The sequence below is a fragment of the Streptomyces sp. NPDC001056 genome, from assembly GCF_053598955.1.
Map to the genome: position 1 here is coordinate 468626 of NZ_JBSFLI010000001.1, position 13000 is coordinate 481625.

The 13000-nt window shown below is 71.4% G+C and carries 15 protein-coding genes and 1 tRNA gene; 3 read left to right on the forward strand and 13 right to left on the reverse strand.

Features of this window, described 5'->3' with window-relative positions; all coding sequences use genetic code 11:
- Positions 1-31: 31 nt before the first annotated feature.
- On the reverse strand, positions 32-502 hold the full coding sequence (locus tag ACWDD7_RS02155; RefSeq protein ID WP_351875806.1) for a PPOX class F420-dependent oxidoreductase: 471 nt from the start codon (positions 500-502) through the stop codon (positions 32-34).
- 196 nt (positions 503-698) lie between these two features.
- Here ACWDD7_RS02155 and ACWDD7_RS02160 point away from each other — a divergent pair, with 196 nt between their 5' ends.
- Positions 699-1451 carry a GAF and ANTAR domain-containing protein gene (locus ACWDD7_RS02160; RefSeq protein ID WP_450455755.1) on the forward strand — a complete coding sequence of 251 codons (753 nt, stop codon included), beginning with the start codon at positions 699-701 and terminating at the stop codon, positions 1449-1451.
- A 49-nt stretch (positions 1452-1500) separates the two neighbouring features.
- Here ACWDD7_RS02160 and ACWDD7_RS02165 read toward each other — a convergent pair whose 3' ends face one another.
- The 3 genes from ACWDD7_RS02165 to ACWDD7_RS02175 form a co-directional block, all read right to left on the reverse strand.
- Positions 1501-2322 (reverse strand): YceI family protein, encoded by an 822-nt coding sequence (locus ACWDD7_RS02165; RefSeq protein WP_351875809.1) that lies wholly within the window; start codon positions 2320-2322, stop codon positions 1501-1503.
- 100 nt (positions 2323-2422) lie between these two features.
- Positions 2423-4996: an MFS transporter gene (locus ACWDD7_RS02170; RefSeq protein WP_450455757.1), complete on the reverse strand. Its 2574-nt coding sequence runs from the start codon at positions 4994-4996 to the stop codon at positions 2423-2425.
- Between the two features lie 13 nt (positions 4997-5009).
- Positions 5010-5504: a MarR family winged helix-turn-helix transcriptional regulator gene (locus tag ACWDD7_RS02175; protein WP_351875815.1), complete on the reverse strand. Its 495-nt coding sequence runs from the start codon at positions 5502-5504 to the stop codon at positions 5010-5012.
- 206 nt (positions 5505-5710) lie between these two features.
- On the opposite strand from ACWDD7_RS02175, the gene ACWDD7_RS02180 reads away from it, so the two are divergent.
- Positions 5711-5917 carry a hypothetical protein gene (locus tag ACWDD7_RS02180; RefSeq protein ID WP_351875818.1) on the forward strand — a complete coding sequence of 69 codons (207 nt, stop codon included), beginning with the start codon at positions 5711-5713 and terminating at the stop codon, positions 5915-5917.
- A 742-nt stretch (positions 5918-6659) separates the two neighbouring features.
- On the opposite strand, the gene ACWDD7_RS02185 is transcribed toward ACWDD7_RS02180, so the two are convergent.
- The 8 genes from ACWDD7_RS02185 to ACWDD7_RS02220 all read right to left on the reverse strand — a co-directional run bounded on the left by ACWDD7_RS02185 (position 6660) and on the right by ACWDD7_RS02220 (position 11412).
- Positions 6660-7574, reverse strand: a complete 915-nt coding sequence (locus ACWDD7_RS02185; RefSeq protein WP_351875820.1) for an RNA polymerase sigma factor SigF — start codon at positions 7572-7574, stop codon at positions 6660-6662.
- 385 nt (positions 7575-7959) lie between these two features.
- The gene (locus ACWDD7_RS02190; RefSeq protein ID WP_285556418.1) at positions 7960-8814 is read right to left on the reverse strand and encodes an RNA polymerase sigma factor SigF; all 855 of its coding nucleotides are present in this window, start codon (positions 8812-8814) and stop codon (positions 7960-7962) included.
- 164 nt (positions 8815-8978) lie between these two features.
- Positions 8979-9272, reverse strand: coding sequence for a Dabb family protein (locus ACWDD7_RS02195; protein WP_351880213.1), 294 nt, complete (start codon positions 9270-9272; stop codon positions 8979-8981).
- A 10-nt stretch (positions 9273-9282) separates the two neighbouring features.
- The gene (locus ACWDD7_RS02200) at positions 9283-9462 is read right to left on the reverse strand and encodes a hypothetical protein (RefSeq protein WP_285556414.1); all 180 of its coding nucleotides are present in this window, start codon (positions 9460-9462) and stop codon (positions 9283-9285) included.
- 188 nt (positions 9463-9650) lie between these two features.
- Positions 9651-9735 (reverse strand) — tRNA-Ser (locus tag ACWDD7_RS02205).
- A 45-nt stretch (positions 9736-9780) separates the two neighbouring features.
- A complete protein-coding gene (gene tadA / locus ACWDD7_RS02210; protein ID WP_351878563.1) occupies positions 9781-10212 on the reverse strand; it encodes a tRNA adenosine(34) deaminase TadA in 432 nt (143 codons plus the stop codon).
- A 68-nt stretch (positions 10213-10280) separates the two neighbouring features.
- Positions 10281-10820 carry a tRNA adenosine deaminase-associated protein gene (locus ACWDD7_RS02215; RefSeq protein WP_285557069.1) on the reverse strand — a complete coding sequence of 180 codons (540 nt, stop codon included), beginning with the start codon at positions 10818-10820 and terminating at the stop codon, positions 10281-10283.
- 322 nt (positions 10821-11142) lie between these two features.
- Positions 11143-11412 (reverse strand): hypothetical protein, encoded by a 270-nt coding sequence (locus ACWDD7_RS02220; protein ID WP_450455845.1) that lies wholly within the window; start codon positions 11410-11412, stop codon positions 11143-11145.
- A gap of 160 nt (positions 11413-11572) precedes the next feature.
- On the opposite strand from ACWDD7_RS02220, the gene upp reads away from it, so the two are divergent.
- Complete coding sequence (upp, locus tag ACWDD7_RS02225; RefSeq protein ID WP_285556412.1) at positions 11573-12208, forward strand: uracil phosphoribosyltransferase; 636 nt, start codon at positions 11573-11575, stop codon at positions 12206-12208.
- 111 nt (positions 12209-12319) lie between these two features.
- Here upp and ACWDD7_RS02230 read toward each other — a convergent pair whose 3' ends face one another.
- Complete coding sequence (locus ACWDD7_RS02230; RefSeq protein WP_351878533.1) at positions 12320-12967, reverse strand: LytR C-terminal domain-containing protein; 648 nt, start codon at positions 12965-12967, stop codon at positions 12320-12322.
- Positions 12968-13000: the final 33 nt, after the last annotated feature.

Here is a 13000-nt window from a genome sequence, read left to right on the forward strand (position 1 = left end):
GGCCCGTCGGGCGCCCTGCCTCGGAGGCTTCTCACTCCTCGCCGACCAGCCGCGCCGGGAAACCGCCGGTCGCCACCGGCCCCCACCGCTCCGGCGTCACCCGGATGATCGACTTGCCCTGCTTGCGCATGGCCGCCCGGTACTCGTCCCAGTCGGGGTGCTCCCCCGCGATGTTGCGGTAGTACTCGACCAGCGGCTCCACCGAGTCGGGGCTGTCGACGACCTCGGCCGTGCCGTCGACCTGCACCCAGGGGCCGTTCCAGTCGTCGCTGAGCACGAGCATGCTCACCCGCGGATCCCGCTTGGCGTTGCGGGTCTTGGCCCGCTCCGGGTAGGTCGAGACCACGATCCGGCCCGAGTCGTCGACCCCGCAGGTCAACGGGGAGGCCTGCGGGGAGCCGTCGGCACGGCGGGTGATCAGCAGTGCGCGGTGGCGGGGGCGTACGAAGTCGAGCAGCTCGTCCAGGGAGACACGGGTGTTCGTCGCGATGTTCGGTGCCATGGCCGCAGCCTAGGGCGCGGACCCCCGATCCAGCCTGACCCTGCTGGGCACAGGCACGGCGCGCCGGGGGTTCGGGCGGGTCCGCGGGCACCGGGCGGAAGGTCACTTCACCGCAATGGAGCAGCTAGAGTTCTGATGTCCTGTGCTCGCAGTCGGGAATGTGCTGCGGAGCTCTCCTGCGCATGGCCGTACGGTCATGTCATCCGAGAGGTTCGTGGTGGCCGCGTCCGACTTTTCCACGCCTGACTTTTCCGCGTACGACTTCTCCGCGTACGACGTCTTCGAGGTGACCCGTTCCCGGGGCGGTCTCGACCTGGCCGAGGCCCTGACGGCGGCGGCCCGCGAGTTGCACGAGAGCGCCTCCCCCGGTGCCACGCTGGACACGGCGGTCCGGCTCGCGGTGCATCTGCTGCCCGGCGCCGAGCACGCCGGGGTCTGCGAGATCGAGCGCGGGGAGTCGCTGCGCACGGTGGCCTGGAGCGATGACCTCGTGCGCGAGGCCGGCACCCCCGACCTGCCGCACTGGGAACGGCTGTGGACCTCGCCGGTGGTGCGGGTCGTGGACAGCGGCGGGACGGACGGCGAACCCCGGGAGCTGCGCTCGGTGCTGTCGATGCGGCTGCGCGCCGACAAGCGCCGGCTGACCGTGCTGACCGCGTACTCCCGTGAGCCCGGCGCCTTCGACGAGACGGCCGCGCGGCTCGGCCGGCTGTTCACCGTGCAGGTGGGCCTCGCCCTGAACTCCGTGACCGTGCGCGAGCAGTTGACGGAGGCCATGCACACCCGGGACCTGATCGGACAGGCCACCGGCATCCTGATGGAGCGCCTGGACATCGGCGCCCAGGCCGCCTTCGAGAGCCTGGTGCGCGCCTCCCAGCGGGAGAACGTCAAGCTCCGCGATCTGGCCCGACGCGTCGTGGGCGCGACGGGCGACGAGCGCACGACATGACAGGAGCCCGCCGACCGGCGTCCGGTCGGCGGGCTCCTCCGTCGGGAGATCAGGCGGCCGGCAGGCTGTCGCCCTGCACCGCCTGGATGTCCAGCTGCACCTTCAGCGTGGTGCCGATGGCGGCGATGCCCGCCTGGAGCACCTGGTTGTAGTTCATCGCGAAGTCCTCGCGGTGCAGCTCCGCCGTGGCGCGGAAGGCGGCGCGGGTGCCGCCCCAGGGGTCGGCACCGGTGCCGAGGTAGGCGAGGTCGAGGTCGACCTGGCGCACCACACCGTGCAGGGACAGCTCGCCGTGCACGGTCCAGCGGTCCGGGCCCGCCTGGGTCAGCCCGGTGGAGCGGTAGGTGATCTCCGGGTGCTTCTCGATGTCGAGGAAGTCACCGGAGCGCAGGTGCGTGTCGCGCATGCCGTTGCCGGTGTCGATGGACCCGGCCTTGATCACCGCCTCCACCCGGGACATGGCGACGTCGTCCGGCGCGATCTCGATGGTGCCGCCGAACTCCGTGAACCGGCCGTGCACGCTGGAGATCCCCAGGTGCTGGGCGACCGCCGCGACCGAGGAATGCGCCGGGTCGATCGTCCAGGGGCCGGGCGGCGGCAGCTCGGTGCCGCCCTGCCGGGCGAGGGTCACGGTGCCGACCTCGACCCGGCCGCTCGCGGTGACGATCGCGCTGGACGCGGCCGGCGCGTACCCGACGGCCGTCACGATCACGGTGTACGCCCCCGGCGCCAGCTCGGTGGCATCCCGTACGGCTCCCTCGGCGTCCGCCTCCGCCCGCAGCACCTGCGTACCGGTCATGTCGGTCACCGTGACGACCGCGTGCGACACGGCCCAACCGTCCCGCGTACGGATCTTCGCGGTCAGTCCCATCCCGTTTTCTCCCTGCAAGGCCTTGCGAATCGGTCGTAGAGAACCGGCCCGTGGCGGGGCAGCTCCGCTCGGAGCGTGCCCCGCCACGGGCCGGGTGGAACTACTCGCCGGGGTGGGCGAGTTCGATGTCGTGGCCGTCGGTACCGGTGCCGGTGACGGTCAGCGCGGTCGCCACCGGCGGGTAGCCGGTCGCGATGACGGTGTACTCACCGCTGTCCAGGTCCGTGAAGACGTACGCGCCGTCCTCGCCGGTGGTGGCGCTGCCGACCACGTTGCCCGCCTGGTCGACCAGGGTCACCCGGGCGTCGGCCAGCGGGCCGTGCGGGGCCCTGACGACGCCCTGGAGACGGGCGCCGGCGTCCAGGTCGACGTCGACGCGGGTGATGCCGGCGGCGGCGACCTCGACGGGCAGCGCGCGCGGCCGGTAGCCGCTCGCGTTGACGGCGACGGTCACCGGACCGGGCACCAGGTCGGTGAAGGCGAAGTCGCCCTGCTCCCCGGTGGCGGCGGTGGCCAGCAGGTCACCGCGCACATCGGTGACGATCACCATGGCGTCCTTGACCGGCAGCGCGCTCCCGGTCGCCCGCACCACACCGGTCAGCCCGCTGGTGCCGCTGAGCAGGATGTCGTACGACAGCGGTTCCTCGCCCACCACGACGGTGGAGGCCTGCGGCTGGTAGCCGTCGGCGGAGGCGATCAGGACGTAGCTGCCGGTGCCGGGGGCGGCCAGCGTGTAGGAGCCGTCGGCCTGGGCGACGGAGCGGCCCAGCTGGCGGCCGGCCAGCGAGATCAGGGTGACCGCGGCCTGCGGGACCGGGGCGCTCTCGGCGCCGCGGACGAAGCCGTGCACCGGGGTGCCCTCCCCGCCCGAGCCGGACTCGGCGACGGTCGCGACGGCCGTCATCGGCGCCGCGGTGGCGGCCGCGGCGACCAGGGCCTCGGCGGCACCGGCCGCCGGAGCGGGCGCGGTCAGGCTGGGCACCTTCTCCTGGACGGGCTCACCCGGCACGTTCTGCATGGCGTCCTCCAGCGTGGTCTCGACGGGCGCGGCGGCCTCGGCCGTCGTCCCGGTCTTCTCCTGCGCGGCCTGGGCCAGCGCGCCGGTCGTCCGCAGCGGGACCTCCTTGATGAACATCACGACGACGAAGGCGACCAGGGCGCAGGGTGCCGCGTAGAGGAAGACGTCGGCGATGCCGTGGCCGTAGGCGCTTTCCAGCCAATGACGGATCGGCAGGGGCAGCCGGTTCATGTCGGGCAGCTCGCCACCGCTCACGGCCTTGGCCGCGGCCATCCGCTCCTTCGGGCTGAGCTCGCCGATGCTGTTCCTGGCGTAGTGGCTGATCCGGTCGGACATGACCGAGCCGAGCACGCCGACGCCGACCGCACCGCCGAGGGAGCGGAAGAAGCTCACCGTGGAGGAGGCGGCGCCCAGGTCCTTCGGGGCGACCTGGTTCTGCGTGGACAGCACCAGGTTCTGCATCATCATGCCGACGCCGACACCGACGAGCGCCATGTAGACGGACAGCTGCCAGTACGGGGTGTCGTAGCGCATCAGGCCGAGCAGAGCCAGGCCCGCCGTGAGGAACAGACCGCCGGCGACCAGCCAGTTCTTCCAGCGCCCGGTGTTGGAGATGATCCGCCCGGAGACCATGGAGGAGAGGAACAGACCGCCGATCATCGGGATGGTCATCACGCCGGACATGGTCGGGGACTTGTCCCGCGCCAGCTGGAAGTACTGCGAGAAGAAGACGGTGCCCGAGTACATGCCGACACCGACGAACAGCGAGGCCAGCGAGGCCAGCGAGATCGTGCGGTTGCGGAACAGGCGCAGCGGGATGATCGGCTCGGAGGCCCTGCTCTCGGTGAGGACGAACAGCAGCGTGAGCACGATGGTGCCGCCCACCATCACGTACGTCTGCCAGGACAGCCAGTCGTACTTGTCGTTGGCGAAGGTCACCCAGATGAGCAGCAGCGAGGCGGCCGCGGTGATGAGGAAGGCGCCGAGCCAGTCGACCTTGACCTCGCGCCTGACGACCGGCAGGTGCAGGGTCTTCTGGAGGACGACCAGCGCGATCAGCGCGAAGGGGATGCCGACGAACAGGCAGTAGCGCCAGCCGAGCCAGCTGGTGTCGGTGATGACACCGCCGAGCAGCGGACCGCCGACGGTGGCCACGGCGAAGGTGGCGCCGGTGTAGCCGGAGTACCGGCCGCGCTCGCGCGGAGAGATCATCGCGGCCAGGATGACCTGCACCAGGGCGGACAGGCCGCCGGCGCCGAGACCCTGCACCACACGGGCGGTGATCAGCATCGCCGGGTTCTGCGCGAGACCGGCGATGACCGAACCGGCCACATAGATGACCAGGGATATCTGGACGAGCGCCTTCTTGCTCACCAGGTCGGCGAGCTTGCCCCACAGCGGCACGGAGGCGGTCATCGCCAGCAGGGCCGCGGTGACGACCCAGGTGTAGGCGGACTGGCCGCCGCCGAGGTCCTTGATGATCGTCGGAAGTGCGTTGGTGACGATCGTCGACGACAGGATGGCGGCGAACAGGCCCAGCAGCAGGCCGGACAGCGCCTCCATGATCTGCCGGTGCGACATCGGGGCGTCGCCCGCCGAGGAGCCTCCCCCGTGCTTGGCGTGAGCCCGCACACCGGCTGGTGTGGTCGTTGCCATGGGCTTCCTTTTCTTACGTGCTTGCGGGTGTACGGGTGGTCTCTTCGATCACGGGAGCGGGTGGCCGGGCCGTGGCGGACCGGCAGTCGCCGAAGGAGGAGCGCAGGCGGGTCATCAGATGGATGAGCTGGTCGACCTCGTCGTCGGTCCAGTCGCCGAGGCGCTCGGCGAGCCGCTGTGAGGTCCGCTGCGACAGCTCGTCGAGTTCCTTCAGGCCCTGGGGCGTCAGGCGCAGGATGCGCGAGCGCTTGTCCGCCGGGTCCGGGTGCCGCTCGATCCAGCCGCGGGCCGCGACGTGCGCCACATGCCGGCTGGTCACCGACAGATCGACGGCGAGCAGCTCGGCGAGCTTGCTCATGCGCATGTCGCCATGGCGGCCGAGCAGGGTCAGCACGGCGGCCGAGCCGCCCGGACAGTCGGGCGGCAGCATCCGCACGAGGTCCCGTTTCACGGCGCCGACGGCGCTGAGCTGACGCGCAAGCTCATCAAACCGCGCATGCTCGGCCATCACACCTCCCGTATTCGTTGCTTAGGGCAACCATAGGCCGCGTTGGTTGCTACAGGCAAATAAATAGGCGGGCGCCCGTGTAAAACCTTGGCAAAGGCAAGCGTTGCGGATGTGAATATGCAGGTGGGCGTGCGGCGACTGTCCCCGTCTGTCCCGGTGGCCCCCCACTTGGGCGCCCCGGCCCGTCTTCGCTAAGGTCTCGGGCCATGGCTAACACCCAGGGCCCCCAGGGCAATTACGACCCTGCCGGCAGCACCCAGATGTTCCGCGCATTCGTCGACGAGGCCCCCCAGGGCCGCCAGCAGCAGCAGCCCGCCGCCTCCGCCGGCTCCGGCCCCCGTGTCGGCGTGATCATCGGCGTCATCGTGGCCCTCGTGGTCGTGGCCGGCGTCGCCTGGCTCGCTCTGAAGTAACCCGCGCACCCGGAGGAGGACCCTCTTCTCCGGCTTCACTTCCACCGGACGGCCACGTCCCGCGTCTCGATGTGCGTGCCCAGCGGCATGCGCCAGGCGTCGAGGCACACCGTCCAGGTGTGGTCCGCGCGCCCCGGGGCCGATCGGCGCCGGCAGTGCCTCGGACGTCCGCACGGTCGACCAGTCGATGCCGAGCGCCCCGGTGACGTGCGTCCCGAACGTCACCGAACCCGAACGCGCGGCCTTGCCACCGTAGTTGCGGAACCCCACGGTCACCTCCGGCACCAGCGCCGGAGGGGCGGGGTGGGTGTCGTACGACCGGCACCCGCGCCCGTGCCCGTGCGCGCGCCGGTGCCCGTGCCGGCCGGGGAGGGCGACCCGGGTGCGCCCCGTCCGGGGCCGTCGGCACGCGTGGCGCCCGGTCCTGGACCCGTGCCGCCCGGCGGGGAGCCGGCGGCGGCCGTGGGAGTCGTACCCCTGTCCCGCGGACCGTCCAGCGGGACCAGCGTCACCGAACTCGCGGGGCTCGCGTCGACCGGGCCTGTACGGCCCGCGCCGCCCACCGCCACATAGCCGCCCCGCCGCCCGGACCGGCACACGCGCCCAGTGCCGCGCCCGGACACACGACGGCCGCCGAGGCTCCCGTGAGGGCGCGCCGGCGGCCGGGTGACCATGTCGTCGTACGAAGCGTCCCGTGACGAAGCATCCGGCCATGCCGGATGACGCCCCGTCAGATGGGAAATCAGTCCGAGATCAGGCCCTCGCGCAGCTGGGCCAGGGTCCGGGTGAGCAGCCGGGAGACGTGCATCTGCGAGATGCCGACCTCCTCGCCGATCTGCGACTGGGTCATGTTGGCGAAGAACCGCAGCATGATGATCCGCCGCTCCCGGGGCGGGAGTTTGGCCAGCAGCGGCTTGAGGGACTCGCGGTACTCCACGCCTTCGAGCGCGGTGTCCTCGTAGCCGAGCCGGTCGGCCAGGGAGCCCTCGCCGCCGTCGTCCTCCGGGGCCGGGGAGTCCAGCGAGGAGGCGGTGTACGCGTTGCCGACCGCGAGGCCGTCGACCACGTCCTCCTCGGAGACGCCCAGCACGGCGGCCAGTTCGGTCACCGTCGGGGAGCGGTCCAGCTTCTGCGACAGCTCGTCGCTGGCCTTGGTGAGGGCCAGGCGCAGCTCCTGGAGGCGGCGCGGGACGCGCACCGACCAGGAGGTGTCGCGGAAGAAGCGCTTGATCTCACCGACCACCGTCGGCATCGCGAACGTGGGGAACTCCACGCCCCGTTCGCAGTCGAAGCGGTCGATCGCCTTGATCAGGCCGATGGTGCCGACCTGGACGATGTCCTCCATCGGCTCGTTGCGCGAGCGGAAGCGCGCCGCCGCGTAGCGGACCAGCGGCAGGTTCAGCTCGATCAGGGTGTCCCGGACGTAGGCGCGCTCGGGGCTGTTCTCGTCCAGCGCGGCGAGCCGCAGGAACAGGGAGCGGGACAGGGTGCGGGTGTCGATGGCCTCGCCCGTGGCGGGGGCGGCCGGGGCAGGCACGGCGTCGAGGGGCGTGACGCCCTCGATGCCGTCGAGGACGTCGAGTGCGTCGAGCTCCTTGGGCGCCGCCTCGCTCTTCGCGGGCGTCAGCACCTTCGAGCTGCCCTGTTCTGCGGACATGCCACCCCCTTCGGGTCGCGGGACGGTCGCGGCCGCGCCGTCGGTCGTGCAACGCAGCCTTCACCTGAATACCGGTGCCAGGGCCCCGGCAAACGCATCTTCCGCAGAATGTCACATGTCGGCAACACGCTGTAGTGACATGTCGACACGAGAGATCCGAATCACCGCTGGAGAAAAGGGGTCTGACGGGCCTTCGGGTCGCGGCCGTCGGCAACAGCCCTGGTGAGCGAATCGCTCGCGGCAGTGAGCGCTCGATCGGGTTTGCGAGGCAGAGCTGTTCGGGTGTGTGCTTCGGTGCGCCCACTGTGCGACCGCCGACGTGACCGGTATGCGCCCCGGGCTCTGTTATACGTCGGCGAATATGCGGCGGCGTCGTTCCGGGCCGTTATGCGTCGATACGGTTGGCCGAGCGCAGCCTCTGGAAGCTGCGCGCGAGCAGCCGCGAGACATGCATCTGGGAGACGCCGAGTTCCGCGCTGATCTGTGACTGGGTGAGATTGCTGTAGTAGCGCAGCAGCAGGATCCGCTGTTCGCGCTCGGGGAGTTGGACGAGGAGGTGGCGGACCAGGTCGCGGTGTTCCACGCCGTCCAGGGCCGGGTCCTCGTAGCCGATGCGGTCCAGCAGTCCGGGCAGCCCGTCGCCCTCCTGCGCGGCCTCCAGGGAGGTGGCGTGGTACGAGCGGCCCGCCTCGATGCAGCTGAGCACCTCCTCCTCGCTGATGCGCAGCCGCTCGGCGATCTCGGCGGTGGAGGGGGAGCGGCCGTGCAGCGTGGTCAGGTCCTCGGTGGCGCTGTTGACCTGCACCCACAGCTCGTGCAGCCGGCGCGGCACGTGCACGGTGCGGACGTTGTCCCGGAAGTACCGCTTGATCTCGCCGACCACGGTCGGCATGGCGAAGGTCGGGAACTGCACGCCCCGGTCCGGGTCGAAGCGGTCGATGGCGTTGATCAGGCCGATGGTGCCGACCTGGATCACGTCCTCCATGGGCTCGTTGCGGGAGCGGAAGCGGGCGGCGGCGTAGCGCACGAGCGGGAGGTTCGCCTCGATCAGCGCTCCCCGCACCCGGTTGTGCTCCGGGGTGCCGGGGGTGAGCTGCTTCAGCTCGGCGAAGAGCACCTGGGTCAGGGCCCGGGTGTCTGCGCCGCGGCGTTTCCCTGGGGGCACAGAGGCGGGGACGGGGGCCTCCTCCTGGGGCGGCGCAGTACTGGCCGGCACGGTCAACGCCACCTCTTCGGTCAATCATCCGTCAAAAGCGGTCATAGCATCACAAGACATGTGCACTGTGTGCAAGCACCTGGTAACGCCGTGTTGTTTTCAAACACTGACGAGTTGGGGCGTGAAACGCGTGAAAGCCCCCCGCCTGCGGGGCGGGGGGCTTTCACGGAGCCGGGGGAGCGCGGGGCCTAGAACTCGTAGTCCGCGATCACCCACGTGGCGAACTCGCGCCACAGGGCGACGCCCGCCTGATGGGCCGGGTGGTCCAGGTAGCGCCGGAGGGCGTCGGTGTCCTCGACCGCCGAGTTGATCGCGAAGTCGTAGGCGATCGGCCGGTCGGTGATGTTCCAGGCGCACTCCCAGAAGCGCAGCTCCTCGATCTGGCCGGGAAGCGCCCGGAAGGCCTCCGCGCCCGCCACGACTCGCGGATCGTCGCGCTCGACGCCCTCGTTGAGCTTGAACAGGACCAGGTGGCGGATCATGCGGAGTACCTCAGTTCTTTCCTCCGTTGGCGGCCCAGGTCATGAAGTCCCCGATGGCCTTGGCCGCGTCCGATATGCCCTCGAAGCCTATCTGGACGTAGCCGGCCGCCTTGGCCGGGTCCGTGATGATCACGTACAGCACGAAGACCACGAGCGCGTACAGAACGATCTTCTTGGCGTTCACCGCCACCGCGGCCCTCCCGTGTGTCCATGACCCATTGGGCCCCTGCTGCCGGCGGCGAGTGTAACGTTCACACCTTTATCGGGGACCAACGGCCCACCGGGCAAAGTCTTTTGGCGGCGGTGCCCGCATGCTCCGCGGACGCGGCCCTCGCATGCGAAAAGGGCCCCGTCGCAAGACGGGGCCCTTTTCGGAAGCGGTAGCGGAGGGATTTGAACCCTCGGTGACTTGCGCCACACTCGCTTTCGAGGCGAGCTCCTTCGGCCGCTCGGACACGCTACCGAGGGAGACCTTACAGCACGGTGGGGCGTGGTTCGAAATCGGTATTCAGCGATCGCGGAAAAACTCGGTGAGGAGCCCGGCGCACTCCGTGGCGAGGACGCCCCCGACGACCTCCGGACGGTGGTTGAGCCGCCGGTCGCGCATCACGTCCCACAGCGAGCCGGCCGCGCCCGCCTTCTCGTCCCGGGCGCCGTAGACCACCCGGTCCACCCGGGACTGCACCAGCGCGCCCGCGCACATGGTGCAGGGCTCCAGGGTGACGACGAGGGTGCAGCCGGTCAGCCGCCATTCGCCGAGGCGCGCGGCGGCCCGCCGGATCGCGAGGACCTCGGCGTGGGCCGTGGGATCGCCGGTGGCCTCGCGCTCGTTGTGCCCGGTGGCGAGAACCGTCGTACCGTCCGGGGACAGCACGACGGCGCCGACGGGGACGTCCCCGCCCCGGACGGCCCGTTCGGCCTCGTCCAGGGCGAGTCGCATCGCGTCCCGCCAGGGGTCGCGCACCGGGTCCGGTGCCGGACGTGTGCGGTCCACCGGGTGTCCCGCGGTCAGCGGACGGTCTCCAGCACCTCCGAGGCGCCCAGGGCCTCGGCGATGGAACCGAGCGCGTCCTCGGCGTCCAGGGAGCGCAGCTCCTTCTCGCTGATGCCGAGGTCGTCGAGGATCTCGCTGTCGCCGACCGGGCTGTGCGGCACCGCGTCACCGGAGCCGCCCTCCTCGTCCCCGTCGTCGTCGGCCCCGGACTCGCCGTCCTCCGTGCCGTCGAGGTCGAGTTCGTCCAGGTCGGGACCGTCGGCGGCGCCGGGCTCCCGGCCCAGCAGCTCATCGGTGAGCAGCAGCTCACCGTAGGCGCTGCGGGCGGCGGCGGCCGCGTCCGAGACGTAGATCCGGGGGTCGTCCTCCCCGTCCACGCGGACGACGCCGAACCAGGCGTCCTCCTGCTCGATCAGGACGAGCACCGTGTCCTCCTCGGGAGAGGCCTCACGGGCGAGGTCGGCCAGATCCGACAGGGTCTCCACGTCGTCGAGCTCTGTGTCGCTCGCTTCCCACCCGTCTTCGGTGCGCGCGAGCAGTGCGGCGAAGTACACCGTGACTCTCCCACTGGTCATAGGCGTGCCGGTTGGGGGTCCCCCCGGCGGAGGTTCTTGGGCGGAGAGAGCTGGGCTCCGAGCCCCACCCACTCGGAATCGTGGCAGAAACAAGGCGTTCAGGGGACGTCTTCGGCTCCCTGTGTCTGGCGGTTTCGAGCGTGTTTCGTCACAGAGTCACCAGCGCTCTCGTTGCTGCCACCTGCGGATCGTACGCGGCTTTGCGAGACGCTCACGCACGCCCACCTCGGAAATGTCGGCGCGGCCGGCGATCTTCCTCACCTTCTTCTTGCCCCCGGGTCCCAGCTCATGGCGTCCGCCGCTACCAGCGGAAGGTCCGCATCCGCATCGCGTGGCGCAGCCGGGCCGCCTTGGCGCGTCGCGGCTGGACCCGGGCGCGCAGGGCACGGGCCTCGGCCAGCTCCCGCAGGAACCGGGCCCTGCGGCGGCGCCGCTCGGCCTCGGTCTCGGGGGCGGGGGTGCCGGGCCCGGGAACGGCGGATTCGCCGCTGGGAGTGTCGGCACCCGTCTTCGGGGTGTCGGGGCCGCCGGGCCCGGCCGTCCCGGTGCCACGCGCCGCCGGTTCGGCCATGCCGGTCCCGGGACCCGGCGTTCCGGTCCCGTTCGCGTCGTCGGGGGTCTCAGGCAGGTCAGACACGTCACACCACCCCAGTCCGTCCCTCTCACTTTCCCCCGTACGGGCGGTTTGACGCCAGTGCCGACCGGTCCGGGGCGCGGGTACCGTTATGGGCATGCGTCTCCATGTCGTCGACCACCCCCTGGTCGCTCACAAGCTCACCACGCTGCGCGACCAGCGCACCGACTCCGCGACCTTCCGCCGGCTCGCCGACGAACTGGTCACCCTGCTCGCCTACGAGGCCACGCGGGACGTGCGCACCGAGGTCGTCGACATCGACACGCCGGTCGCCCGCACCACCGGCGTGAAGCTCGCCCGCCCGCGCCCGCTCGTCGTGCCGATCCTGCGCGCCGGTCTCGGCATGCTCGACGGCATGGTCCGGCTGCTGCCGACCGCCGAGGTGGGCTTCCTGGGCATGCTCCGCAACGAGGAGACGCTCCAGCCCTCCGCGTACGCCACCCGGATGCCGGAAGACCTCTCGGGCCGCCAGGTCTACGTCCTCGACCCGATGCTGGCCACGGGCGGCACCCTGGTCGCCTCCATCCGCGAGCTGATCAAGCGCGGCGCGGACGACGTCACGGCCGTGGTCCTGCTGGCCGCCCCCGAGGGCGTCGAGCTGATGGAACGCGAACTGGCGGGCACCCCGGTCACGGTGGTCACGGCCGCGGTGGACGACCACCTGAACGAGCACGGCTACATCGTCCCGGGCCTCGGCGACGCGGGCGACCGGCTGTACGGCGCGGCGGAGTAACCGAGCCTTTGCACGCCGGGACGAGGCGCCCCGCGAGAGCGCGGCGCCGTCCCGGCACGTGGCTCTGCCGCGCGGGCGCGAACACCCTCCACCGCCCCCGGTGACGGGGTTTCAGCACCCCTTCTTCGCGGAGCCGACGGCGGTCGTGGGCGCAGGCGCGGTCAAGGCGGTCAACGCCCTGTCCGCGTCCGCCGCCTTCACGAGCCCCTTGAACCCGTCCCCGAGGATGAGGTCGAGCGTGGCACCCTTGCGCCCGTCCGGGCGCTGCTCCGCCCCCGTGACCTGCGCGCCGAGCACCGACAAAGACGTGCCGACCGCGGACGCCGGCCCGAGGACCACCCCCGCGCCCTTCACCTTCTTGTCGTAGTCCTTGCCGGCGTTGCCCACGTCACCGATCTTGAACCCGCGCTTCTTCAACTGGTCCGCGGTGTCCTTGGCGAGCCCCGTGCGCGCGGTGGCGTTGTAGACGTTCACGGTGATCCGGCCGGGCGCGGGCAGCGCCTTCGTCCGGTGCGCGTCCGCGGCCTGCGTCCTGGCGGCCTCGGCGCGGCACGCCTTCGCCGCGTCGGCGGTCGACTCGCCCCCGCCGAAGACGTCGATGAGCTGGAGCGTGCCCCAGCCGAGCAGGCCGAGCGTGCACACGGACGCCAGTACGGCCGCGACCAGCCGGCCTCGCCGCCGGGGCCGGCGCATCCGGGGGTACGTCGTCCCCGTGATCCGGTATTTGCCGCCCATGCCGGGGGGAGTCAGCATGCTCATGAACGCAGCGTAGTGCGCCGGAGCGGTGATGCC